The following is a 24,308-nucleotide window of genomic DNA, read 5'->3' on the forward strand; positions in this document are numbered from 1 at the left end:
CATGGCGAAGTTCGAACGTTCAGCCATCCTGAAGAAGTTTCGCACCATGGCCGCCAGGGGCGAGCCGATCGTCGGCGGCGGCGCCGGCACTGGTCTATCGGCCAAATGTGAGGAAGCCGGCGGGGTCGATTTGATCGTCATCTATAATTCCGGCCGCTATCGCATGGCCGGGCGCGGCTCGCTTGCCGGCATGATGCCTTATGGCGACGCCAACGCGATCGTTGTGGAAATGGCCGGCGAAGTGCTCCCGGTCGTCACGAGGACGCCGGTGCTGGCCGGCGTCAACGGCACCGACCCGTTCCGCGACATGGACCTTTTCCTGGACCAGTTGAAGGCGCTCGGCTTTGCCGGGGTGCAGAACTTTCCGACCGTCGGGCTGATCGACGGAGTCTTCCGCGCCAATCTCGAGGAAACCGGAATGTCGTATGCGCTGGAGATCGACATGATCGCCCGGGCGCGTGACAAGGACATGCTGACGACGCCCTATGTATTTAGCGAGAGCGAAGCCGCGGCGATGGCGATCGCAGGCGCCGACATCATCGTCTGCCATCTCGGCCTGACCACCGGTGGCGCGATCGGGGCGCACACCGCGCTGAAACTCGAAGACTGCCCGGAACAGATCGACACCTGGGCGGCAGCCGCACTCAGCGTCAATTCGGACATTCTGGTGCTGGCCCATGGCGGCCCGATCGCCGAGCCTGAAGATGCCGACTTCATCATGAAACACACGCGCAAGTGCCACGGCTTCTACGGCGCCTCCTCGATGGAGCGGCTGCCGGTGGAGCGGGCGCTGACGGAACAAGTTCGTAAATTCAAGGCGATCGGCGCGCGATAGCGCCGGGAGCAAAGGGAGGAAAAGATGTCGGGGACTCTGGTTGGCGAATTGATTCTCTGGCTGATCATCGCGATCGTCGTGATCGCCATCGTCGTCTACATCGTGAACTGGCTTTACCACCGTTCGTCGAAGGAAGTATCCTTTGTGCGAACCGGTCTGCTCGGCGAACGTGTCGTGATCAATGGCGGCGCGTTCGTGCTGCCGTTCATCCACGACTTTACGCCCGTCAACATGAACGTGCTGCCGATGGGCATCGTGCGGGCCAAGCATGACGCTGTCATCACCCGCGACCGCATGCGGATCGACATCGAGGCCGATTTTTACGTCCGCGTGCAGCCAACCCGCGAGGCGGTCGCCATTGCCGCCGCGACGCTCGGACGGCGCACGCTCGAACCCGAGCAATTGCACGCCCTGCTCTCCGGCAAATTCGTGTCCGCCATCCGTTCGGTGGCCGCCGAAATGACCATGGAGCAGATGCACGAGCAGCGCGGCGAGTACGTCATGCGGCTCAAGGCCGCCGCCGCCGAGGCGCTCGCCCAGAACGGGCTTGAGCTGGAGTCGGTCGCCATCACCGATCTCGATCAGACCGACCTGGAATATTTCAATCCGTCGAACCGGTTCGATGCCGAGGGCCTGACCCGCCTGATGGAGGACATCGAGGCCAAGCGCAAGCTGCGCAACGACATCGAACAGGATTCGATGATCAAGATCCGCACCCGCAACCTCGATGCCGAGCGCCAGGCGCTGGAGATCGAGCGCGAGAGCGAGACCGCCCGGCTCGAACAGGAACGTGACATCGAGATGCGCCGGGCGCTGCAGCGCACTGAAGTGGCGCGCGAGCGAGCACTTCGCGAGACCGAGGCCGAGCAGGCGCAGATTTCCGCCCGCGAAACCATCGAGAAGGCCCGCATCGCCAACGAGCAGGCGATCGCCGAAGCCCGTATCTCCTCCGAACGCGAGACACGGCACCGCGAGATCGAGCGCACCCGCGCGGTGGAAGAAAAGGAACTGCTCGCCCGCGAGGAAATCGAAAAGGCCAAGATCGCCAATCAGCGCGCGGTTGACACCGCCCGCATCGCCTCGGAGCGAGAAGTACGGCAGCGCGACATCGAGCGCACCCGGACGATCGAGGAAGCCGAGATCACGGCCCGCGAATCGGTCGAGAAGGCGCGTATCCAGCAGGATCGCGTCATCACTGATGCGCGGATCGCCAACGAGGAAGAAACCCGCAGGCGCGAGATCGAGCGCACCCGCAGCGTCGAGGAAGCCGAGATCGCGGCGCGCGAGGCGACCGAAAAGGCCCGCATCGCCCAGACCACGATCGTCAACCTCGAACGGATCGCCTCCGACGAGCGCACCCGGTCGCTGGAGATTGCACAGGTTCGCGCCATTCAGGAAGCCGAGATCGAGGCGCAGAAGGCGGTGGAAGCCGCACGGATCGCGCGAGAGCGGATGCTGGCAGCGGAGCGGATCGGCGCCGAGCACTCCACGCGCAAGCTGGAAATCGATCGCAACCAGGCGCTCGAAGTCGCAGGGATCGCCGCGCGCGAGGCAACGGAAGCCTCACGTATTGCCCAGGAAGAGCGCGTTCGCTCGCTCGAAATCGCGCGCAACCGCGCCATTGAGGAAGCCGATATCGCCTCGCGCGAAGCCATCGAGGCCGCGCGCATTTCCCAGGAGAAGGTGATCGCTGCCCAGCGTATCCGGGCCGAGAAGGAAACCCGGGGGCTCGAGATCGACCGCACCGAATCGATCGAGGCTGCCGAACTCAAGCGGCGCGATGCGATCGAACGGCGGCGTGTCGAGGTCGACCTCGCGCTCGAGGCCGAGCGCATCGCCTCGTCCAAGACCCGCGAAGTGCTCAACATCGACCAGAAGAAGGCGGTCGAGATCGCCGACGAAGAGCGCGTCATCGCGCTCGCCGCCAAGCGGTCCGAACGCATCGACGCCGACCGCCAGGTCAAGCAGGCCGAGATCAACGCCCGCAAGGAAGTCGAGACGTCAGATGTCTCCCGCGAACAGGCGCTCGAGACCGTACGGCTCGCCCGCCGCCGCGCGATCGAGCAGCTCGAAGTCGCTCGCGTCCAGGCGCTGCAGGAAGCCGAGATCGCCTCCCGCGAGGAAGTCGAGCGGGCCCGGATCGCCTCCGATCGCGGCCTCGACGAAGCGCGCGTCGGCCGCGAGCGCGATCTGCGCAAGCTGGAAGTCAATCGCGAGAGGGACGTCGAGACGGCGCTGATGGACAAGGCGATCGCCCTCTATCAGAAGTCGCTTGAAGAATCCGCCGCCAAGGTGGCGGCCGAGGATGCGCGCGTGGGGGCGACCGAGGCGGCCGAGCGCGTCGTCACCGCCCGCGACAGCGAAATCGCCAAGCGCCAGAAGACCATCGAGGTGCTGCTGGCGGAGAAGCGGGCCGAAGAGACGAAGATCGCGGCCGACGCCGAGCGCGTCCGCGCCGCCGTCGAAGCCGAGGCACAGCGGCTGCTCAACGAAGCCGAGAACGTGCTCACCGACCAGGCACGCTACTCGCTGTTCCGCCGCAAGCTGCTCGACCGCATCGAGGGCATCGTGCGCGAGAGCGTCAAGCCGATGGAGAAGATCGAGGGCATCCGCATCCTTCAGGTCGACGGGCTCAACGGCAGTGGCGGCGGCAACAATGGCGGCCGCAGCGCCACCGACGAGGTGATCGACTCGGCGCTTCGTTACCGGGTGCAGGCGCCGCTGATCGACTCGATCCTCGCCGATATCGGCGTCGAGGGCGGCAGCCTTGCCAGGATGCCCGGCCTGATCCGCGAAGCGCGCGACATGCAGGGCATCAAGGAAGCAGAAGCCCGCAAGGGCGGCCAGGGCAAGCCTGAAGGCAAGCCCGATGCGCCGCCTGCCGCCCCCGGCGAGCCCGCCCCCGAGCGTGGCCCGCGCAAGAAAGGTTAAGAGCACGCCATGGCCCGGGTCTACGTCTCCACCGTCGTCAACGCCCGCAACGACCGCGTCTGGGCGCGCGTGCGCGACTTCAACGGCATGCCGAACTGGCATCCTGCGATTGCGGAAAGCCGCATCGAGGGCGGCGAGCCCGCCGACAAGATCGGATGCGTGCGGGATTTTCGCCTGCGCAACGGCGATCGCATCCGGGAAAAGCTGCTCGGGCTCTCCGACTACGACATGCTCTGCACCTACTCGATCCTGGAGTCGCCGATGGGGGTCGAGAACTACGTCGCGACCCTGCGGCTGACGCCGGTGACCGACGGCGACCAGACCTTTCTCGAATGGACCGCCGAGTTCGACTGTGCGCCCGAGCGCGAGAACGAGCTCGTCAGCAATATCGGAACCGGCGTGTTTCAGGGCGGTTTTGACGCGCTCAAGCGCGCCTTCGGAGGCTAGCGTGCCGCACATCGTCAAAAGCACCATCCTCGACGCGCCGACTGGCGCGGTCTGGAATGTGCTGCGCGATTTCAACGGCCACGACCGCTGGCACCCGGCGGTGGCGACCAGCGCCATCGAGCGCGCGCAGGCCTCCGACAAGATCGGCTGTATCAGACGCTTCAAGCTGCAGGACGGCTCGGAGCTGCGCGAGCAGCTGCTGGCGCTGTCGGACCTCGAACAGACCTTCAGCTATTGCCTGCTCGATACGCCGATCCCGATGTTCAACTATGTCGCCCATGTCCGCCTGTTGCCGGTCACCGATGGCGACCGCACCTTCTGGCATTGGGAATCCCGGTTCAACACGCGACCTGCAGATGCCGAGCGGCTGACGCAGATGGTCGCGGAACAGATCTATCAAGCCGGCTTCGATTCCATTCGCCGGCACCTGAAGGAGGCCGCATGAAAGCGGAGGCGAAGCCATGCCCGTCACGGTGAAGACGTTCGCGAGTTTTGGCGAGGCCGCGTCGGCGCTGTCGTCCGATCGCGGCGCGCGCTATCTCGGCGGCGGCACGCTGGTCATGCGCGCCCTCAACGAGGGCGACATCTCGATCTCGACCGTCGTGCGTGCGACCGATCAGGCGCTCTCCCGCATCGACGTGGCGAGCGCACGCGTCACGATCGGCGCTGGCGTGACCTTCGCCAGGATCCTGGCCGAACGTGATCTCGCCTTTCTGCACGCCCCCGCCCGTTCGATCGGCGGACCGGCGGTGCGCAACATGGGCACGGTCGGCGGCAATTTGTTCGCGCCCAGCCCCTATGGCGATTTCACCGTCGCGCTGTTGGCCCTCGACGCGACCGTCTCCGTGCAGGGCGGGCTCGGCGCCCGCGACATGCCGATCGAGGAATTCCTGCAATCCCGCGAACGTCAGAGCGGCGCGCTGGTGCTTGCCGTCTCCTGTCAGCGGCCTGCGAGCGCCGACGCCTTCCGCTATCGCAAGATCGCCCGCATCAAGCCGAAGGGCGGCTCGGTGATCACGCTGGCGGCGCACCTTCCGGCGGGCGGAGGTCGCATATCCGGTGCGCGCATCGCGCTCGGCTCGATGGCGGCGACGCAGATACGCGCAAGGGCCGCCGAGCGCGCCCTGGAAGGACGCTCGCTCGACGATGCGGCGATCAGCGCCGCCGCAGCAGCCGCAACGGAGGGCATATCGCCCGCCGACAACGCCCTTGGCAGCGCCTGGTATCGCCGCGAGATCGTCGGCGTTCATCTTCGCCGCCTGCTGTCCGGCCAGGAGTAAGCAAGTCATGACCAAGACCGCCCTCCAGTTTCGTCACAACGGCCGCGACGTCGCGCTGTTCGTCGACGGCGGCGTCAATCTGCTGGTCGCGCTGCGTGAATCGATCGGCGACATGACGCCGAAATTTGGTTGCGGCCAGGGTGGTTGCGGCGCCTGCAGCGTGCTGATCGACGGCGAACTGCATCTCTCCTGCCTGACGCTGGCGGAAACCGCAAACGGCCGCTCGATCGAAACGCTCGACGGAATGAAGGACGGGCCGAACCTGCATCCGCTGCAGCGCGCCTTCATGGAGCAATTCGCGGCGCAGTGCGGCTACTGCACCCCGGGCATGCTGATGGCGGCGAAGGCGCTGCTCGATCGCAATCCCACGCCGACCCGCGCCGAAGTCGTCGAGGCGATCTCGGGCAATATCTGCCGCTGCACCGGCTACGAGCCGATCATCAATGCCGTCCTCGCCGCCGCCACGGGCGGCCGCGCCCGCGCCTGAAGGAAACGACCATGCTGGAATTGCGCAAGGACATCTTCGCCGACGAGCGCGACGATAATTTGAAAGAGATCGGAAAGGGCACGCAGCGCCAGGACATGCTCGGCCATGTCACGGGCACCTCGACCTATTTCGACGACCATAAGCTGCAGGGCATGCTCCATCTCAAGGTACTACGCAGCCCGCACGCCCATGCGCGCCTGCGCCGGATCGATACGACGGAAGCGGAACGCGCGCCGGGCGTTCGCCGCATCGTTCGCGGCGCCGACGTGCCGGTCAATCTCAACACGCTGCTCAGCCTGATCAACTTCGGCAAGGACGACGAGCCGTCTCTGGCGGTCGACAAAGTGCGGTACAAGGGCGAGCCGATTGTCGCCATCGTCGCCGACAGTCCGCGGGAAGCATATGAGGCGCTCGCGAAAGTGCGCGTCGATTATGAACCACTGCCCGCAGTGTTCGACGTCGAGGAAGCGCTGAAATCGGGCGCGCCCGTCGTCAACGAGACCTACCCCAAAAACACCTTCATCTATCACGACGTCTACGATCACCAGAAGCTGCGGTTCGGCGACGTCGAGCGCGGCTTCGCCGAAGCGGATCACGTTCTCGAACAACGCTATCAGATGTCGCCGATCGAGCACGCGCCGACCGAAACCAACGGTTCGATCGCAGCCCCCGACACCAACGGCCGCTATGTCGTCTACACCTCGACGCAGGCCTTGTTCTTCTCGCTCGATACCTGCGCCAAAATCCTCGACGTTCCCTCCAACACCTTCCACTTCATGCGGCGGCACCGTCGGCGGCGGTTTTGGCGGCAAGGTCGACACGCTCACCGAACCGCTCGCCATTCTCGGCGCGATGCTGACCGGGCGCCCGGTGCGCTATCAGCTCGGCCGTGAGGAGGAAATGCAATTCGGCTCGCCGCGCGGCGCCGAGCGCATCTACATCAAGGACGGTGTGATGCGCGACGGCCGTATCGTCGCACGCAAGATCCGCGCCTATTTCGACAGCGGCGCCTATACCCGGCTTTCCAGCTACGCCGTTGTCAAATGTGCGGCCCACCTGCCCGGCCCCTATACGATTCCCAACGTCCATGGCGACATCTATTGCGTGTTCACCAACCGGACTCCGGCGACCGCCATGCGCGGCTTCGGCGTCACGGCGATGGACTTTGCGCTCGAATGCCAGATGGACAAGCTCGCGCATCTGGTCGGCATCGACCCGATGGAATTTCGCATCCTCAACGCCTATCGCGATGGCGACATGAAGGCACACCGGCGCGAGGCGAAAAACACCGCGTTGATCGAATGCGTCCAGGTCGCCGCCGAAAAGGCCAAGTGGCCGCTTCGCGAAGAGGTCAAGCGCATGTCGTCGCGCACGGATGGCGGCGGCACCCGGGCGACCATATCGCCGACGCCGCGCGAGCCGGCTCCGCAGCGCGTCGCCGCTTCGCAGCAGCGAACCGCCTACGACCGTGCGCCGCCAGCAACGATCCAGCCACCGCCGCCCGCGCCGACGCCCCCTCCCCCGCGGCCATCAGCGCCGTCGCATGGCGCTGCCCGTTTCTCCTCCGTCTTCGGCACCAGGAGGCGTTGACCATGGCAAGACATCGCGGACGCGGCATCGCGTCGATCAACTATCCCATCGGCATGAACCTTGGCGGCGACCCCAGCCAGGCGCTGGTTCACTCCAATCCCAGCGGCAAGTTCACGGTGTCGCTGTCATCGATCGATCTCGGCCAGGGCATGAAGTCAGTGACGCGGCAGATCTGCGCGGAGACGCTCGGCGTGCCCGTGGAAGACGTCTATGTCGATACCGCGGATTCCGACACCGGGCCGCACTGCATGGGCTCGTTCGCCTCGCGCGGCACGCATCGCGTCGGCAACGCCGTGATGGCGGCGGCCAAGGAGGCGCGCGGCGTCATGATGGAAGCGGCCGCCGAGGAACTGGAGGTCAACGCCGCCGATCTCGATACGGATGGCCGCGGCAATATCCACGTCAAGGGCGCGCCGCACCGCTCGATCTCGACCAAGGACGTCGCCATTGCCGCGCAGTTCAAGCAAGGCAAGACGATCTCGGGGCGCGGCATCTTTCTGGTGCCGCTGTCGGAGGTCAATCCCGAGACCGGCGAGATGTCGCCGGCCACCTGCTACGCGCACGCCTGCCTGGTCGCCGAGGTCGAGGTCGACGACGAAACCGGCGAGGTCGCGATGGTGCGCATGGACAGCGCGTATGAACTGGGCCGCGCGCTCAATCCGCGCCTCGTCGAGCAGCAGCTCGTCGGCGGGGCGTGGATGGGTATCAGCCACGCGCTGTTTGAAACGCCCGAGCCTTATTATCCCGATCCGGCGCACGGCCCGCGCGACTTCGTCGAATATCTGATGCCCGGCCCCGGTGACATCTGCCCGCATGATATCGCCGTGCTGGAACGCCCCGCGGCCGACGGACCGTTCGGCGCCAAGGGCCCCGGGGAGATGTGCGCCAATCCGGTGCTGCCCGCGGTTGCCAACGCGATCTTCAACGCCGTCGGTGTGCGGATGGATGAATTGCCGATCACGCCGGAAAAAGTCCTGCGGGCGATCAAGGCCCAGGGCGGCGCACGGCCACAGGCGAGGCGCTGAGGCAGCAGCATGGCGGTTCGCGGCAACATCGTCGGCATCGACAGCCCCGAGGCGCTCGAACGGGCGTTGCGGACGGCGTATTACCTCGCGGACGACGGCCTCGCGACGGCGGCCTATCTTGGGCTGGCGCTCGGCAAGCCGTTGTTGCTCGAAGGCTCGCCCGGTGTCGGCAAGACCGAAGCCGCAAAAGCCATCGCCGCCGTGCTCGGCCGCCGCCTGATCCGCCTGCAATGCTATGAGGGCATCGATGCATCGGCCGCCCTCTACGAGTGGAACTATCCGCGCCAGATGCTCGCGATCCGGCAGGCCGGTGAGGAAAGCATCGACATCTATGGCGAGACTTTTCTGATCGAGCGGCCGATGCTGGCGTCCCTTCGCGCGCCTGATTCAACCGTGCTGCTGATCGATGAAATCGACCGTGCCGACCAGGAGTTCGAGGCGTTCCTGCTCGAATTCCTTTCGGACTTCCAGATTTCGATTCCCGAGCGCGGAACGGTCCGCGCGGCGGAGCGTCCCGTCGTCGTGCTGACCTCGAACCGCACCCGCGACCTGCACGAGGCGCTGCGCCGCCGCTGCGTCTATCACTGGATCGATTATCCCACCGCCGAGCGCGAGGCGCGCATTGTGATGATGCGAGCATCGAGCGTCGCCGAAGCAACCGCACGCGCCGTTGTCGCCGCCGTCGGCAGGCTGCGGCGCGAACCGCTGAGCAAGGCGCCGGGCATTGCAGAGGCGGTGGACTGGGCCGAAGCGGCCACGCTGCTGCACGAGCGCGGCGCCCGCTGGCCCGATGCCTTCAAACGCTCGATCGGCGTCGCGCTGAAGGACGAGGAAGACCTCACCTTCATCTCCGGCCGGCTCGACGCCCTGCTCGCGGAGGCTGCCGCGTGAGCGACGAACTTCAGCTACCACACGCGGCCCGTGTCTTCGTGTCCTTTGTCGCGCTCATGCGCATCAATGGTTTCGCCGTGGCGCCGGAACAGACAACGGCGTATCTCGCGGCGATCGAGCTATTGGGACCGCGCAGCATGGATGCCATCCGCCTCGCGGGGCTGGCGACGCTCGCCCCGCCGCCCGAGCGGCGCGCGACCTACGACCGGCTGTTCGACATCCATTTCCTCGGCAGCGAAGCGATCGACCATGCGGGCGCGGAGGACGAGGAAGTCGTTCGCCTGCAGGAGGAAGGCCGCGGCGAGGACGAAACGCTGCTGGCCGACGAAGCCAACGAGTCCGGACTTGCGGCTGCCCGCGCCGAGGCGCTGGTCGAACGCCGCTTCGCAGTGAGCGCGACCGGCGATGCCTTGCGCAGACTGTCGCGCGAGGCCCCGGCCCGACTGCCGCGGCGGCGCGGCCATCGCCGCATGCGCGCACGACGCGGCCCGTGGGCCGATCTGCGCCGCACCTTGCGCGAAAGCGTTCGCAACGACGGCGAGGTGCTGCGGCTCGGACGGCTGAAGCGACGCGCCCGGCCGCGCAAGGTTTTGTTGCTGATCGACGTCTCCGGTTCGATGAAGGGACGCACCGAAGACAACATGAAGCTCGCGCATGCGCTGTCGCACGCAGCGCCCAATGTCGAGGTCTTCACGTTCGGCACGCGTCTCACCCGTGTCACCCGCGCACTCCGTCTCAAGCGCCGCGAACAGGCGCTGTCCGCCGCCGCCCATCTGGTCAGCGACTGGGACGGCGGCACCCGCATCGGCGATGCGCTGCAGGCGTTTCTGGCGGTGCCGAGATTCGGCAGCTACGCCCGCGGCGCCGCCGTCGTCGTCGTCTCCGACGGGCTGGAACGCGGCGATTCTTCCGCGTTGCGTGACGCGACCCTGAAATTATCGAGACGCGCCTGGCGCGTGAGCTGGCTGACGCCGCTCGCCGCCGGTCCCGGCTTCCAGCCACAGACCGAAGCGCTGATCGCGATCCGCCGTTTCGTGGATGATCTGGTCGACGGCGGAACAACCGCCGCGATCGTCTCGCATGTGCTCTCGCTCGCACAAAGGAAGGCCGCGTGACCGAACTCGTCGATGCCCATCACCACATCTGGCGTCAGGCCGACTTGCCCTGGCTTGTTGGACCGATGCAGCCGCGCATCTTCGGCCCCTACGAGCCGATCCGGCGTGATTATCCGATCCAGGAATATCTCGATGATCTCGCCGGCTCCGGAGTAACGCGGTCGGTCTATGTGCAGACCAATTGGGCCAACGACCGCTTCGAGGACGAAACCGCCTGGGTGCAGCAGACCGCCAAGGACCACGGCTGGCCGCACGCCATCGTCTCCTATGCCGATTTCAATGTCGACGATGTCCGTCCGCAACTCGATCGTCTGGCGCGCTATCCCTTGGTGCGTGGCGTGCGCATGCAATTGCACTGGCATGAAAATCCGCTCTATCGCTTTGCGGCGCGGCCGGACCTCTGCGCCGACCCGAAGATCCAGCGTAACGTCGCGCGGCTCGCCGAGTACGGCTTCAGCTTCGACCTCCAGGTGTTCGCGCCGCAGATGGTTGACGCCGTCGGGCTCGCCGAATCCTGTCCTGATGTGACCTTCATCCTGCAGCACGCCGGTATGCTGGAAGACCTCGCGCCAGAAGGGCGCTCCGCCTGGCGTGCCGGCATGACCCGGCTCGCGGCCTGCCCCAATGTCGTCTCAAAACTTTCCGGCCTCGGCACCTTCATCCACCGCAACGATCCGGCGCATGTATTCGATGTGCTCACCGACACGGTGACGATCTTTGGCGCCGACCGCTGCCTGTTCGGCTCCAATTTTCCGATCGAAAAACTTTGGACCAGCTATCGTGAACTGGTGGACGCCTATCTCGCCGCGACCGCACACCTTCGCGCGGATCAGCGCGATGCCATTCTGAGAGCAACAGCCGTGCGTGTTTATCGGCTGGAAACATAAACGAACAAGAGAATTCGGGGAGAGAGACATGCCGCTTGAAATCAAGATTTTGGACTATGGCGATATCGAACTGGAGTCGAGCTTTCTCGTGCTCGGCCGCGATTGCGGCCGGACCCGCCGTGTCCTGACGCTCGGCTTTCTGATCACCGGCGGTCCTTATCCGGTCGTGGTCGACACCGGCTACCGCTCCAACCAGATCATGGAAACGCTGGGCATGCGTGGGCTGCAGTTCCACGAGAACATGATCGAGAACCAGCTCGCGCGCCACGGCGTGCGCATGGGCGACGTCCGCTATGTCTGCCACACCCATCTGCACATCGACCATGCCGGCAAGGACGATCTGTTTCCGATGAACACGACGGTCGTGCTCAACCGCAAGGAGCTGGAATATTCCGTCTCCGGATTGATGCACCCGCAATATCCGGCGCCCGACATCAAGCACCTGATCGACCGCCTGCACACCAAGAGCGCGCTGCGCTTCCTCGATCTCGAACTGACCGGCCCGATCGAACTGATGCCCGGCGTCTATTGCGATGCCGCCAACGCCCACACCGAAGGCTCGATGAACATCCATGTTCATACGGCTGACGGCATCGCCACCATCTGTGGCGACGTGATCTATGACTTCAACGACCAGATCGTCACCCCCTTCCACGAGATCCACGACGCCGAGCCGCGCACCACCGGCAATCACGGCACCAGCAAACGCGCGGAAAAGGCGGCGATCAAAAAACTCCTGAGCAGTTCACGCTATCTGCTCCCGGTCCACGACCGCCCGGCCAAGATCGAGGGCGGCGTGGTGGTCGGCCGGCTGCACGATCAGGTGCCTGGCCCCGTGGTCCAGAGCCTGCCCCAGCGCAACTGGTTCCCGGCCTGAGCGCCGAGAAAAGGACAGACCGATGACGCATGTCACGCTGCGCCCGGAATTCGAAACCCTGATCGATCCTTACGCGCCGGTCGGCCAGGTAGGCACCGGTTTTGATTTCACGGAGGGGCCGATCTGGCATCCGGTCCATCACTATCTGCTGTTCTCGGATATGCCCGGCGATGTGCGCCGGAGATGGGATGCCAAGCGTGGCGTTGTCGAGACCAAGCGTCCTTCGAACAAATGCAACGGCATGACCTATGACGCCGAGCTCAATCTCATTGTCTGCGAGCATGCCACCTCGTCCTTGATCCGCGAGCGGCCCGACGGAAGGCGCGAGGTGATTGCCTCGCATTTCGAAAATCAGGAACTCAACAGTCCGAACGATGTCTGCGTGCATTCGAGCGGCGCGATCTATTTCAGCGATCCCTGGTATGGCCGCATGCCGGTCTACGGCGTCGAGCGGCCACGCCAGCTCGGCTTCCAGGGCGTTTACCGCGTTCCACCCGGCGGCGGCCCGCCAAAGCTCGTCGTCGACCGTCACCTGTTCGACCAGCCCAACGGCCTCTGCTTCTCGCCCGACGAGCGCCTGCTTTATGTCAACGACACCACGCAGGCGCTGGTCCGCGCCTTCGACGTCGAGGCCGACGGTTCGCTCGCCAATGCGCGCGTCTTCGCCAGCGGCATCCGTTCCGAGCTCGAACCCGGCCTGCCCGACGGCATGAAGTGCGACCATCGCGGCAACATCTGGGTCACGGCGCCCGGCGGCGTCTGGGTCTATTCGCCCGCCGGTGAATTGCTCGGCAAGGTTCGCGCGCCCGAACTCGTTGCCAACCTCACCTGGGGTGGGCCTGATTTTCGCACGCTCTATCTGACCGCGACACATTCGGTCTATGCGCTGCCGGTCAAGGCGGGACCGCGCCACGAACCCTATATGAGCAGCCGGGCTTCGACGGGCCCCGATAGGACCTCCGCCCCGCCTGCCGCACCTCAATTGGCGGGCGGCGACATGCAGTTCGATCCCCGGCGCTGCGCGATGATCATTCAGGATCTGCAGAACGACGTGATCATGGACGGCGGCGCGTTTTCTGACTCCGGCGCTCCCGCCCATGCGCGCCAGCAACGCGTGATCGACAATGTCCGCCGGCTCGCCGAGGCAGCCCGGGCGCGCGGCGTCGTCATCATCCATGTCTGGTTCGTCGTCGAACAGGGCGCGCCCGGCGTTACGCTCAATGCACCGCTGTTCGAAGGGCTGGTCGACAGCGGCGCCATGGTGCGCGGAAGCTGGGGTGCTGCGCCCGTTCCCGGGCTGGAGCCGCGCGCCGGCGATTTCGTCGTCGAGAAAATGCGGATGAGCGCCTGGGAAGGCACGAAGTTGGAAACCATCCTCAAGGCAACCGGCCGTGACATGATCATCAACACCGGCGCCTGGACCAACATGTCGATCGAGCACACCGCCCGCACCGGCGCCGACAAGGGCTACTTCATGATCGTGCCTGAAGACTGCTGCTCGACCATGAACGCGGACTGGCACAACGCCTCCATCAACTTTGCGATGCAGAACGTGGCCGTGGTGACCAATGCCGATGCGGTCATCAGGGGATTGGGATGAACAGAGTGCGGCCATGCCCAAACTCTTTCACCTGAGCTGCTCGCCGCGCGCGGACTCGGAATCCTCCGCCGGCGCGAAGGTCTTTGTTGACCGCTTCCGCCAGGCACGGCCGGACTGGGACATCGACGTGATGAACCTGTGGCGGGATCACATGCCGGAGTTCGAGGGTTATGTACTGGAGGCCAAATATGCCCGCATCGGCGGGCGAGCCTTCACGGATTCGCAGCGCGATGCGTTTGCAGTCACAGAGCGCATCGCTCTCCGCTTCGCGCTCGCCGACCGCGTGCTGATTTCGACGCCGATGTGGAATTTTGGCATTCCCTACAAGCTGAAACAATGGATCGACGTCATCACGCAGCCTGGGCTGGCGTTCCGGTTCGATCCGGCGCAAGGCTACCTGCCGCTATTCAAGGACCGGCCGACGGTCGTCATCCTGGCGAGCGGCAGCGATTTCATCACCGGCATGAACCGCGGCCGCATCGACATGGCGACACCCTATCTGCGCGAGGCGCTCCGCTTCATCGGCGTCAGCGACGTGCGTTTCGTGCCGATCGGACCGACCACCGGGCCGGCGGAGCCGATCCGGTCAGCACGCGAAGGTGCGCATCGGCGGCTGGCCGAGATGGCCGCGCGATTCTGATCCACGGGCTTGGCGGAACCGGAACATTTGCGGCAATATCGCGCTTATCCGGCTGCGCCGAAGGAGGACTCAGTTGAAGTGCTACGAGCTGCAGGGACCGAACGGAATCGATGGACTTGCCCTCGTCGACAAGCCCGTGCCGGAGCCCGGTGCGGACGAGGTGCTGGTTCAGCTCAAGGCGGCAACGCTGAACTATCGCGACCTTCTCACCGTAAAGGGTGGCTATGGCTCGCGTCAGAAATTTCCGCTCGTGCCGGTGTCCGACGGTGCCGGCGTGGTCGAGCGGGTCGGCCACGATGTGCGGGAATTCGCAGCCGGCGACCGCGTCATCGGCAGCTTCTTCGAAAGCTGGCTCGGCGGCGAACCCAGCGAAGCAAAGATGCGCAGAGCCCTCGGCGGCTCGGTGGACGGCGTGCTTAGCGAGTATCGGATCTTTCCGAAGCACGCGCTGGTCAGAACGCCGGAGCACCTCAGCGACGTCGAAGCCGCTGCGTTACCCTGCGCCGGGGTCACGGCATGGAGCGCGGTGATAAAACTCGGCGGCGTGAAGCCCGGACAGACCGTACTGACACAAGGCACCGGCGGGGTATCCCTGTTCGCCATTCAGTTCGCCAAGATGTGCGGCGCGCGCGTCATCGCCACTTCATCCAGCGACGCGAAAATCGAACGTCTGAAGACGCTCGGCGCCGACTTCACATTGAACTACAAGGCGACACCCGACTGGGGAAAGAAGGCCCGCGAGTGGAGCGGCCACGGCGTCGACCTGGTCGTCGAGGTCGGCGGGGTCGGCACGCTGAACGAATCGATCAGGGCGACCAGGATCGGCGGCACGATCGCCTTTATCGGCGTGCTCGCGGGTCCGCCGCCGTCCGACTCGCGATTGCCATTGATGGTCATGCAGCAGCAACGGCTGCAGGGTGTCACCGTCGGATCGGTCGAGGATCTCAAGGCGATGGCGGATGCCATCGCGGCAAGCCGCATGAGGCCGGTGATCGACAGAACGTTCCGTTTCGATCAGGCCAGGGACGCGTTTGCACACATGGAGAGCGGCGCGCATTTCGGGAAGGTGGCGATCGAGATCGACTGAAGTGCGATCAGCGTCCAATCCGAAGGGCCCGTGAAGACGGCGCGCTGCCTCAGTAAATGGCACAAATGAGGGGCGAATCAGTCATGCAACCAAACGTTGTTCATTTTCACGTTTAGTTCATGCTTCCCCATTAGGCTAGTTGATCGGCGAAGTCGTCACACCAATTTTTCTTGGTATCAGGAAAGACTGAAATGATCGGCGAGGAGCAGCACGATTTTTACAAAGTCAATTCTCTAACCAATCTGGACACGGCGTCGCCTGTCGAGGGCACGGTTGTTTGGGATGCGCCGCGCTCCTTGTGGAATGGCGCAATGCTGCTTGGGGCCATCGTCCTCGGTCCACTTACATTTTCGTGGAGCGCCTTGGCGGTCTTTCTGATCACGGCCGGTGTCACGCTTTGCGCCGGTCACTCCGTCGGCTTCCACCGGCGCCTCATCCACCGCAGCTTCGAGTGTCCCAAATGGCTGGAGCGGACGCTGGTCTGGCTCGGTACGGCGGTCGGCATGGGTGGGCCGTTGTGGACCATTCGCGTGCACGACAGCCGGGATTGGGCACAGCGCCAGGCCGATTGTCATCCATTCCTCGCGCACCGGGCAGGCTTCTGGCTGGATGGCCTGCTCTATCTCCATGGCCGCCTGGTTCTGAAGCGCCCCCCCGGTTTCGATCCCGGCCCGGGAATTGGCGACGATCCCTTCTATCGGTTCCTCGATCGCACCTGGATGTTGCAGCAGATTCCGATCGCTCTCGTTTTGTATTGGCTGGGCGGGTGGCCGTTTGTGGTGTGGGGCGTCTTTGTACGCGTCGCTGCCTGCACGACGATGCATTGGGGAATATCCCATTTCGCGCACACGCAGGGAGAGCAGGACTGGACCGTCGACGGCGCGGTGGTGCAAGCCCATAACGTGTCGTTGATGGCCATTCCGACGATGGGAGAGAGCTGGCACAATAACCACCACGCCTTTCCGGGCTCCGCGCGGCACGGTCTCTATCCCGGCCAGATCGATCTCGGCTGGGAGTTCGTGAGGCTGCTGCGCGCCCTTGGCTTGGCGTGGAATGTTCAGGTGCCCGCGGAGCTGCCGCCGCGCCCTGGAATAAGCCCGGTACACGCCCGCTCGCTTTCAATCTGCGCGCCCGGCCAGGCGGAAATTTCTGGAATCCGATCGTGACCACGGCTGCCGAGGCCCTCGCCGCTTATTATGCGGCGAATGGCATCGAGGCTGACCCGGCACGCGCTGCGACATGGATTTGCAGGATAGGCCCGGCGTCGATTGAATTTCCAAACTGGAAGTGGCGGCGAGACGCCGTCACGCGGCACGACCTTCACCACATTCTCACCGGCTATCCCTGCACGATGACGGGAGAGATGCAGATGGCGGCCTGGGAATTTGCCGCCGGACGCTACCGCCATTGGGCTGCGACGCTGTTCTGCCTGCCCCTGGCGCTGATGGGTTTCATATGGGCCCCACGGCGAACCACGCTGGCGTTCAAAAAGGGTCTCACCTCGACAAGTCTCTATGGCTCCGAACTCGACCTCGACAAGCCGCTCGCAGCGTTGCGAGCGAAAGTCGTGACGCCTCCTGCAGAAACCCCATGATCGAACGCGCACCATCCTGATAGCGAATCGTGCACGCGTTACGGCAGCCCACGGTAAATTCGATCAGTGCTGCGCGCGGTCGCCTGGATCGCCATTGCCGGACAAAACCCGAGCCGCGCCGCCGGTACCGCGTCGGAAGGCCTCGATTGCGATTGGATGAACCGCGGCATCCAAAAATGGCAGCATCTGGTCACATGCAACTCTTGCTGGTTCCAGCAATTGCTTCCGCCGCCATTAAGCTTTAAATTCCCGCTATTCGCCTCGTCGAAAATCGGGCGCCGCCCGGCGCTCGCGAGAGCTCAACGGGATTACAACCGGCTAGGGGTCGCCGCCTGACGAAAGCTTGAGGCCTGCCCCTTCTATGGCGAGACATGTGAACCGGCTGTGAGCGAGACCGCCAGCGCGAGAAATGATGCCGCCCGCGCGGAAGTAGCCGGATGGAATGAACGATGACCGAAGACAAGAGCAAATTGCTGAGATCGCTGACCATCGATCGCAGCGCCAACAAGGCGGAGCGATCGGGTAGCCGCTGGCTGCCGATCTCGGCTGCGATTGTCGCCTGCGTCGTCGCATTCGCCGCCTTTGGCGCTTACGAGCTCCGCAGGCCGGACCCGCCCAAGGAGACCGCATCGCAGATCGCACAACAGTCCCCCGCGCAGCCACAGACCCCTCAGCAGCCTGCCACGAATAACAAGACGGCCGGCAATCTGGCGGCCTCCGGCTATGTGGTGGCGCGCCGCAAGGCGACCGTTGCGGCCGAGATCACCGGCAAGGTGGTCGAGGTCTTCATCGACGAAGGCATGACGGTGACCGAGGGTCAGGTCGTCGCGCGGCTCGACAGCGTGCTTGCCGAAAGGGACTACGAGCTGGCCCGTTCGCGCGTCGAAACGGCCGATGCCGCGGTCGCCGCGATCACCGCCGATCTGGAAGACGCGACCCGGATCATGTCGCGGGTACAAACGCTCTCGCAGAAGAATTTCGCGACCGAAGCCGACCTGACCAAGGCGCAGGCCCGGGTCGGTGTGCTCAGCGCGCAATTGCGTCAGGCCCAGTCGCAATTCGAGACTGCCAAGATCGACGCCAAGCGCAGCGCCTCGATGCTCGACAAACATCAGATACGGGCGCCGTTTGCCGGCGTCGTCGTCGACCGCAGCGCACAGCCCGGCGAGATGATTTCACCGATGTCGGTCGGCGGCTACACCCGCACCGGCATCTGCACCATCGTCGACATGGATTCCATCGAGATCGAAGTCGACGTCAACGAAGCCTTCATCGGCCGCGTCGTGCCCGGCGGCGCCGTCAATGCGATGCTGGATGCCTATCCGGACTGGACCATTCCCGCCTCTGTTATCGCGATCGTGCCGACCGCGAACCGCGAGAAGGCCACGGTCAAGGTGCGCATCCGCTTCGAAAAGAAGGACCCGCGCATCCTGCCCGACATGGCGGTGAAGGTGAACTTCCTGGCTGACGCCAAGGCAAAGGGCACCGCCGAGACCACCGCCGCGAACTAGCCTCCAGCCGGAATCCCAAAAGGAGACAAGCGTGACAGCCGAACAACCGATGGTTCGCCTTACCGGCGTAGCTAAGCGTTTCACCAAGGGCAAGGAAACGATCTCGATCTTCGATCATCTCGATCTGGCTATACCCCGCGGCGATTTCATCGCGGTCATGGGGCCGTCCGGTTCGGGCAAGACCACGCTGCTCAACCTGCTCGGCGGCATCGACCGCGCCGACGCCGGCGAGATTGCGGTTGCGGACCAGCGCATCGATGGTCTCTCCGAGGGCGAACTCGCCGCCTGGCGCGCCGCCAATATCGGCTTCATCTTCCAGTTCTATAATCTGATGCCGATGCTGACCGCGGCGCAGAACGTCGAACTGCCGCTGCTGCTCACCAAGTTGAACCGCAAGGAGCGCGCCGAGCGCGTTCATACCGCGCTTTCCGTGGTTGGCCTCGCCGACCGCACCAAGCACCGTCCGCGCGAAATGTCGGGTGGCCAGCAGCAGCGCGTGGCGATTGCGCGCGCCATCGTCTCGGATCCGAACTTGCTGCTGTGCGACGAACCGACCGGCGATCTCGACCGGCAATCCGCCGACGAGATCCTTTCGATCCTGCAGCTGCTCAATGGCGAACTCGGCAAGACCATCGTGATGGTGACGCACGATCCTGCCGCGGCAAACTACGCCAAGCGTGTCCTGCATCTCGACAAGGGCCGTTTCGTCGAACGGGAGCTTGCCGCGTGAACGACTTCGACCTGGTCCGGAAAAACCTGTTCCGCCGCAAATTGCGCGCCAGCCTGATGATCGTGTCGATCCTGATCGCCTTCATGATCTTCGGCGTGCTCGCCGGATTCCATCGCGCCTTCACCGTGGGCGAGGATCGCGCCGCCGCGGACCGCATGATCACCGTCAACAAGATCAACTTCACCCAGCCGATGCCGATCGCATATTTCAACCGCGTGAAAGCGGTCGAGGGTGTCCGGCAGGTGACCTTCGCCAACTGGTTCGGTGGCTATTATCAGGACCCGAAGAACTTCGTCATGTCGCTCGCGATCGAGCCAACCACCTATTTCGACGTCTACCGCAACGAATTCGACGTTCCGCCTGAGCAGCTTCAGGCCTTCATGCGCGACCGCGGCAGCGCGGTGGTCGGCGAAAAGCTGGCGCAGAAATGGGGCTGGAAGGTCGGCGATCGCATTCCCATTCAGAGCAACATCTTCAGCCAGAAGAGCGGCGGACACACCTGGGACCTCACCATCGCCGGCATCGTCAAGGGCAAGGTCGAGCATGTCGACACCAACTTCCTCTTGTTCCAGTACGCCTATTTCGACGAGACCCGCAGCTTCGGCAAGGACACCATCGGCTGGATGATCCTGCAGACCACCTCGCCCGACAACAACGATCACGTGGCGAAAGCGATCGATGCGATGTTCGCCAATTCCACCGCCGAGACCTCGACCGACACCGAAAAGGCGTTCGGCAAGGCGTTCGTGGCGCAGTTCGGCAACATCGCGCTGATCGTATTTCTGGTGGTGGGCGCCGCCTTCGTCACCATCCTGATGATCGTCGGCAATACGATGGCGTTGTCGATCCGCGAGCGCACCCGCGAGATCGGCGTGTTGAAGACGCTCGGATTTTCAGGCCCGCGGATCCTGGCGATGGTGCTCGGCGAGTCCGTGCTGCTGGCCCTGCTCGGCGGCGTGCCGGGGCTTGCGATTGCGGCGCTGATCGCCATGGCCCTGCGCGCGAGCCTCACCAACATCGCGCCCGCCTTTGCGGTATCGCCGACGATCATTCTGCAGGGGCTGGCGCTAATGATCGCACTGGGACTGATCACGGGGATCATTCCGGCGCTCAACGCCATGCGGCTCAAAATTGCAACCGCGCTGGGACGGGGATAGGCATGCGTTCGCTTTGGCTTCAAGTCGCGGCGGTCACCGCCATCAACCTCAAGAGCATTGCGCAGCGGCGCTGGCTCTCGCTCTCGACGGTGATCGCGATCGCGCTTGTTGTGATCGTGCTGCTCGCCTTCCTGGCGATGGCCAACGGCTTTCAGCGCACCATCGCAGGCGCAGGCGCCGATGACATCGCGATCGTGCTGCGGGCCGGCTCGCAGGCCGAAATCAACAGCACGGTGAGCCGCGATCAGGTTCGGCTGATCGAGGACGGTCCCGGCATCGCCCGCGGCAGCGACGGCAAACCGCTGATTTCGCCGGAGCTCTATCTGGTGGTCGACGGCATCAAGCGTTCGACCAAGACCAAGGCCAACCTGCCGCTGCGCGGCATCGGCGAACAGGGCAGCGCGCTGCGCAAGGGCATTACCATCACCGGAGGCCGCATGTTCAACCGCGGCAGCAATGAGGTGGTGGTCGGCCAGGCATTGCAGCGGCAGTTCGAGGGATTCGACATCGGCTCTACGGTGTCGTTCGGCGCCACGCGCTGGAACGTCGTCGGCGTGTTCGACGCGGGCGGCAGCGTGTTCGAATCCGAGATCTGGGCGGATCTCAACGTGGTGCAGAGCCTGTTCAACCGCAACAACATCGTGCAGACCGTGCGCGCGCGCCTCACCGGGCCGGCCGCACTGAATGAGCTCAAAAGCTACAGCGACAACGATCCGCGGCTGAAGCTCGATGTCAAATCCGAAGCAGCCTACTTCGCCGAGCAGGCCTCACAGACCTCAGATCTGATTCAGAAACTCGGCTGGCCGCTTGCGATTGCGATGGCGCTGGGCGCGGTCGCCGGCGCGCTCAACACGATGTATTCGTCGGTCGCATCCCGCGCGACGGAAATCGCAACACTGCGCGCCATCGGCTTCGGTGGCTTTCCCGCGTTCGTCGGGACGCTGGCCGAATCGCTGTTGCTCGCCGTCATCGGCGGGCTGTTGGGGGCCGCCGCCACCTATCTGATTTTCGACGGCGTCACGGCCTCGACGCTCGGCGGCAACTTCACGCAAGTGGTGTTCGACTTCAAGCTCAGTCCCTGGCTGATCGGCGAAGGCGTTGCGCTTGCGCTGATCGTCGGTTTGATCGGCGGGTTGTTTCCCGCACTGCGGGCCGCGCGATTGCCGATCGTCGAGGGCCTGTATGCGCACTAGATTCTTATTTTGACGCGTTTTCTTGACGCGAACCGGCGTCCACCCCGGATCATGTCCGGGGCGGGCTTTCGCTCGAAAACGCTATGAATCTTATTCCCCCTTGAGGCCAGCCGCGCGGATCACATCGCCCCATTTGCGCGTCTCGTCGTCGATGAACTTGCCGAACTCGCCCGCCGTCCCGGGGCGTGCTTCCAGTCCCTGGGCGAGCAGCTTCTGCTTCACTTCGGGATCGGCAAGCACGCGAATAATTTCCGCCTGCATGCGATCGACGATTGGCTGCGGTGTTGCCGCCGGCGCCATGAAGCCGTACCAGCCGGATGCGATCACCTTGGAAAGCCCTTGCTCAGCCAAGGTAAGAGCCTCGGGATAAATCGGGCTGCGCTCGGCCGACGCCACACCGAGCACACGCAACTGGCCGCTCTGGATATGCGGCAGGGCCGTGCTGAGCGCGGTCAACGTGGCGTCGAGACGGCTCGCCAGCAGTTCCGTGTAGGCCATGTTGTCGCCGCGGAAGGGAACGATGAGGCCCTTGACGCCGGCATCCCTGAACAACAGTTCGGCGGCCAGATGGGGCTGCGAGCCTGCGCCCGGCGAGCCAAAGGTCAGGCCGTCGGGCTTCGACCTGCCGTAGTCGATCATTTCCTGAAGGGTCTTGAAGGGCGCCTGCGCGTTCACCACCAGGAACAATGGCGCCATCATGGCCATCGCCACCGGCTGCAGATCCCTGCGGTTGTAGTTCAGTTTCTCGAACAAGGCTTCGGCCGTCGCAAAAGGTGCTGCCGCATAGAGGAAAGTGTATCCGTCCGGCGCTGCACGCGAGACCAGCTCGTTGGCGACGCGGGTGCCCGCGCCCGCCTTGTTCTCGACGATGAACTGCTGGTTGAGGCTGCGTCCGAACTGCTCGGCCAGAATACGCAACGAGATGTCGCTTGCACCGCCCGCCCCGTAGGGCGACACCAGCCGCACGATCCGCGACGGCCAATCGCCCTCGGCGGACGCCTTGAAGGCAGAACCTGCGGCGAAGCCGGCAGCGACAGTTCCCAGCAGCGTTCGGCGTGTGACTTTCACGAATGCCTCCTGGGAAGAAGAGCCACCTGGAGTGGCGGCTAGTCCGTCCCGTTTTCATCGGGCCGCGTTTGGCGCGATCGCATCGCTGGATCGCCGGGCCTTCGTCTTATCGAGGCCAACGATAGAGAGGCGACTTCTATCGAACAATGTGTATTTTTTGACCAATTGATAAGCGTAGCCTATGAATTATCGAAACGACGCTGGGAGGCGCGACATGGCGATGGACGTGACACTGCGGCAGTTGCGCGCCTATGTCGCCGTGCTGGAGGCCGCGAGCTTCTCGGAAGCCGCGAGGGCCATGCACCTGTCGCAGGCGGCGCTCTCGGGCCTGATCAAGGAGCTGGAAACCCGCGTCGGCGTCCGGCTGCTGGACCGCACGACACGAAAAGTTGCGGCGTCTGCGGTCGGCGAGACCTTTGCCCCGATGGCGCGGCGCGTGCTCTCAAACCTGGACGAGGCGCTCGACAATCTGACCAATCTCAAGGAGCTGCGCCGCGGGCTGGTGCGTGTCGCTGCCCCCGAAACGCTATCCTGCACGCTGCTGCCGGAACTGATTGCCGGATACAACAACAGCCATCCCGGCGTTGACGTCCGCTTCGACGACGTGCCGATCCAGGAAGTGCTGGCCGGCCTGCAGAACGGCTCTACCGACATCGGCTTCGGGCCGGCCGGCGTCGTTCCGGACCAATCGGTCGAAGTGCACATGATCTGCGCCGACCCGCTCTTTGCGGCGCTGCGCAGCGACGACCCGCTGGCAAGAGGCAAGTCGGTCAGTTGGAAGGATTTGCGCGAGCGGCCGCTGCTCAACTACATGCCCAACATCGCCATCAACGTGTTGAGCAACGTGCCGCCCCGGCATCATCCAAAAGAATTGGTGCCGGTGCACCGGGTGAATACGGCGCTATCGATGCTGCGCGTGAGACAAGGCGCCGTGATCTGCCCCTCGATGGCCGAGCCGCTGGTGCGCGGCTTCGGACTGACGTTCCTGCCGCTGCTGCAGCCGGCCGTCAAATGGAAGATCGCGATGTTCGTAACGCACAGCGCATCGCTCTCGCCCGCCGTGGAGAGCTTTCGCGACTTCACGCTGGATTTCAGCCCGAACTGGGCGGCAGGCGGAATAGGGCGCCACCGTACGAGCGAACGGCGCAAGCGCGTGTAACGAAGCCAACGCGCGACATACTCGATGTCGTCCCTGCGTTCGCAGGGACGACGTGGAGAGAGCCCAGAGCGTCGTGCGTAAGTCGCTGCTTCGCGCGAAGAAATTCGCGAAATCGCGTGATCGGGCGAGGAAACATCCAGCGATTGCATTTGTCCTGATGACAAACCGGACACCCGGCGGTAGCCTGTCCCAAAATATAAAACA

General features: G+C 64.4%; 23 protein-coding genes and 1 pseudogene. 23 read left to right on the top strand and 1 reads right to left on the bottom strand.

The window, feature by feature from the left end; translation table 11 throughout:
* The first annotated feature begins 1 nt into the window (after window position 1).
* From ACVWVY_RS42850 to ACVWVY_RS42955, 22 genes and pseudogenes are all read left to right on the top strand, one after another.
* The gene (locus ACVWVY_RS42850) at window positions 2–835 is read left to right on the top strand and encodes a phosphoenolpyruvate hydrolase family protein (protein ID WP_456632030.1); all 834 of its coding nucleotides are present in this window, start codon (window positions 2–4) and stop codon (window positions 833–835) included.
* A 24-nt stretch (window positions 836–859) separates the two neighbouring features.
* Window positions 860–3,766, top strand: coding sequence for a flotillin domain-containing protein (locus ACVWVY_RS42855; RefSeq protein WP_456632031.1), 2,907 nt, complete (start codon window positions 860–862; stop codon window positions 3,764–3,766).
* A 9-nt stretch (window positions 3,767–3,775) separates the two neighbouring features.
* A complete protein-coding gene (locus ACVWVY_RS42860) occupies window positions 3,776–4,213 on the top strand; it encodes an SRPBCC family protein (protein WP_456632032.1) in 438 nt (145 codons plus the stop codon).
* Window position 4,214: 1 nt separating this feature from the next.
* Complete coding sequence (locus tag ACVWVY_RS42865; RefSeq protein WP_456632033.1) at window positions 4,215–4,658, top strand: SRPBCC family protein; 444 nt, start codon at window positions 4,215–4,217, stop codon at window positions 4,656–4,658.
* 16 nt (window positions 4,659–4,674) lie between these two features.
* The gene (locus ACVWVY_RS42870) at window positions 4,675–5,493 is read left to right on the top strand and encodes an FAD binding domain-containing protein (protein ID WP_456632034.1); all 819 of its coding nucleotides are present in this window, start codon (window positions 4,675–4,677) and stop codon (window positions 5,491–5,493) included.
* Window positions 5,494–5,500: 7 nt separating this feature from the next.
* Window positions 5,501–5,980: a (2Fe-2S)-binding protein gene (locus tag ACVWVY_RS42875; RefSeq protein ID WP_456632035.1), complete on the top strand. Its 480-nt coding sequence runs from the start codon at window positions 5,501–5,503 to the stop codon at window positions 5,978–5,980.
* Window positions 5,981–5,991: 11 nt separating this feature from the next.
* Window positions 5,992–7,570 (top strand): annotated as a pseudogene (locus ACVWVY_RS42880) (xanthine dehydrogenase family protein molybdopterin-binding subunit).
* 2 nt (window positions 7,571–7,572) lie between these two features.
* Entirely contained in the window at window positions 7,573–8,595 is a 1,023-nt protein-coding gene (locus ACVWVY_RS42885) for a xanthine dehydrogenase family protein molybdopterin-binding subunit (RefSeq protein WP_247783649.1), read from the top strand.
* A gap of 9 nt (window positions 8,596–8,604) precedes the next feature.
* A complete protein-coding gene (locus ACVWVY_RS42890; protein WP_456632036.1) occupies window positions 8,605–9,486 on the top strand; it encodes an AAA family ATPase in 882 nt (293 codons plus the stop codon).
* Window positions 9,483–10,601: a vWA domain-containing protein gene (locus ACVWVY_RS42895; protein WP_456632037.1), complete on the top strand. Its 1,119-nt coding sequence runs from the start codon at window positions 9,483–9,485 to the stop codon at window positions 10,599–10,601. The genes ACVWVY_RS42890 and ACVWVY_RS42895 overlap by 4 nt, the downstream gene beginning before the upstream one ends.
* Entirely contained in the window at window positions 10,598–11,488 is an 891-nt protein-coding gene (locus ACVWVY_RS42900) for an amidohydrolase family protein (protein ID WP_456632038.1), read from the top strand. Before ACVWVY_RS42895 ends, ACVWVY_RS42900 begins: the two co-directional genes overlap by 4 nt.
* A 28-nt stretch (window positions 11,489–11,516) precedes the next feature.
* The gene (locus tag ACVWVY_RS42905) at window positions 11,517–12,365 is read left to right on the top strand and encodes an MBL fold metallo-hydrolase (RefSeq protein ID WP_456632039.1); all 849 of its coding nucleotides are present in this window, start codon (window positions 11,517–11,519) and stop codon (window positions 12,363–12,365) included.
* A gap of 22 nt (window positions 12,366–12,387) precedes the next feature.
* Window positions 12,388–13,965 carry an isochorismatase family protein gene (locus ACVWVY_RS42910; RefSeq protein ID WP_456632040.1) on the top strand — a complete coding sequence of 526 codons (1,578 nt, stop codon included), beginning with the start codon at window positions 12,388–12,390 and terminating at the stop codon, window positions 13,963–13,965.
* Between the two features lie 13 nt (window positions 13,966–13,978).
* Window positions 13,979–14,605 carry an FMN-dependent NADH-azoreductase gene (locus ACVWVY_RS42915; protein ID WP_456632041.1) on the top strand — a complete coding sequence of 209 codons (627 nt, stop codon included), beginning with the start codon at window positions 13,979–13,981 and terminating at the stop codon, window positions 14,603–14,605.
* Window positions 14,606–14,678: 73 nt separating this feature from the next.
* Window positions 14,679–15,692, top strand: a complete 1,014-nt coding sequence (locus ACVWVY_RS42920; RefSeq protein WP_456632042.1) for a zinc-dependent alcohol dehydrogenase family protein — start codon at window positions 14,679–14,681, stop codon at window positions 15,690–15,692.
* 191 nt (window positions 15,693–15,883) lie between these two features.
* On the top strand, window positions 15,884–16,858 hold the full coding sequence (locus tag ACVWVY_RS42925) for an acyl-CoA desaturase (protein ID WP_456632043.1): 975 nt from the start codon (window positions 15,884–15,886) through the stop codon (window positions 16,856–16,858).
* Window positions 16,855–17,286, top strand: a complete 432-nt coding sequence (locus tag ACVWVY_RS42930; RefSeq protein ID WP_456632044.1) for a hypothetical protein — start codon at window positions 16,855–16,857, stop codon at window positions 17,284–17,286. The genes ACVWVY_RS42925 and ACVWVY_RS42930 overlap by 4 nt, the downstream gene beginning before the upstream one ends.
* A gap of 66 nt (window positions 17,287–17,352) precedes the next feature.
* The gene (locus tag ACVWVY_RS42935) at window positions 17,353–17,622 is read left to right on the top strand and encodes a hypothetical protein (RefSeq protein WP_456632045.1); all 270 of its coding nucleotides are present in this window, start codon (window positions 17,353–17,355) and stop codon (window positions 17,620–17,622) included.
* Between the two features lie 113 nt (window positions 17,623–17,735).
* Window positions 17,736–18,797: an efflux RND transporter periplasmic adaptor subunit gene (locus tag ACVWVY_RS42940; protein ID WP_456632046.1), complete on the top strand. Its 1,062-nt coding sequence runs from the start codon at window positions 17,736–17,738 to the stop codon at window positions 18,795–18,797.
* Between the two features lie 49 nt (window positions 18,798–18,846).
* Entirely contained in the window at window positions 18,847–19,527 is a 681-nt protein-coding gene (locus ACVWVY_RS42945) for an ABC transporter ATP-binding protein (RefSeq protein ID WP_456632475.1), read from the top strand.
* Window positions 19,524–20,684, top strand: coding sequence for an ABC transporter permease (locus ACVWVY_RS42950; RefSeq protein WP_456632047.1), 1,161 nt, complete (start codon window positions 19,524–19,526; stop codon window positions 20,682–20,684). Before ACVWVY_RS42945 ends, ACVWVY_RS42950 begins: the two co-directional genes overlap by 4 nt.
* 2 nt (window positions 20,685–20,686) lie before the next feature.
* Complete coding sequence (locus tag ACVWVY_RS42955; RefSeq protein WP_456632048.1) at window positions 20,687–21,877, top strand: ABC transporter permease; 1,191 nt, start codon at window positions 20,687–20,689, stop codon at window positions 21,875–21,877.
* Window positions 21,878–21,967: 90 nt separating this feature from the next.
* Here the strand turns inward: ACVWVY_RS42955 and ACVWVY_RS42960 are convergent, their stop codons facing one another.
* A complete protein-coding gene (locus ACVWVY_RS42960; RefSeq protein ID WP_456632049.1) occupies window positions 21,968–22,945 on the bottom strand; it encodes a Bug family tripartite tricarboxylate transporter substrate binding protein in 978 nt (325 codons plus the stop codon).
* Between the two features lie 214 nt (window positions 22,946–23,159).
* On the opposite strand from ACVWVY_RS42960, the gene ACVWVY_RS42965 reads away from it, so the two are divergent.
* Window positions 23,160–24,104 carry a LysR family transcriptional regulator gene (locus tag ACVWVY_RS42965; protein ID WP_456632050.1) on the top strand — a complete coding sequence of 315 codons (945 nt, stop codon included), beginning with the start codon at window positions 23,160–23,162 and terminating at the stop codon, window positions 24,102–24,104.
* Window positions 24,105–24,308: the final 204 nt, after the last annotated feature.

Source organism: Bradyrhizobium sp. URHC0002, assembly GCF_054059515.1.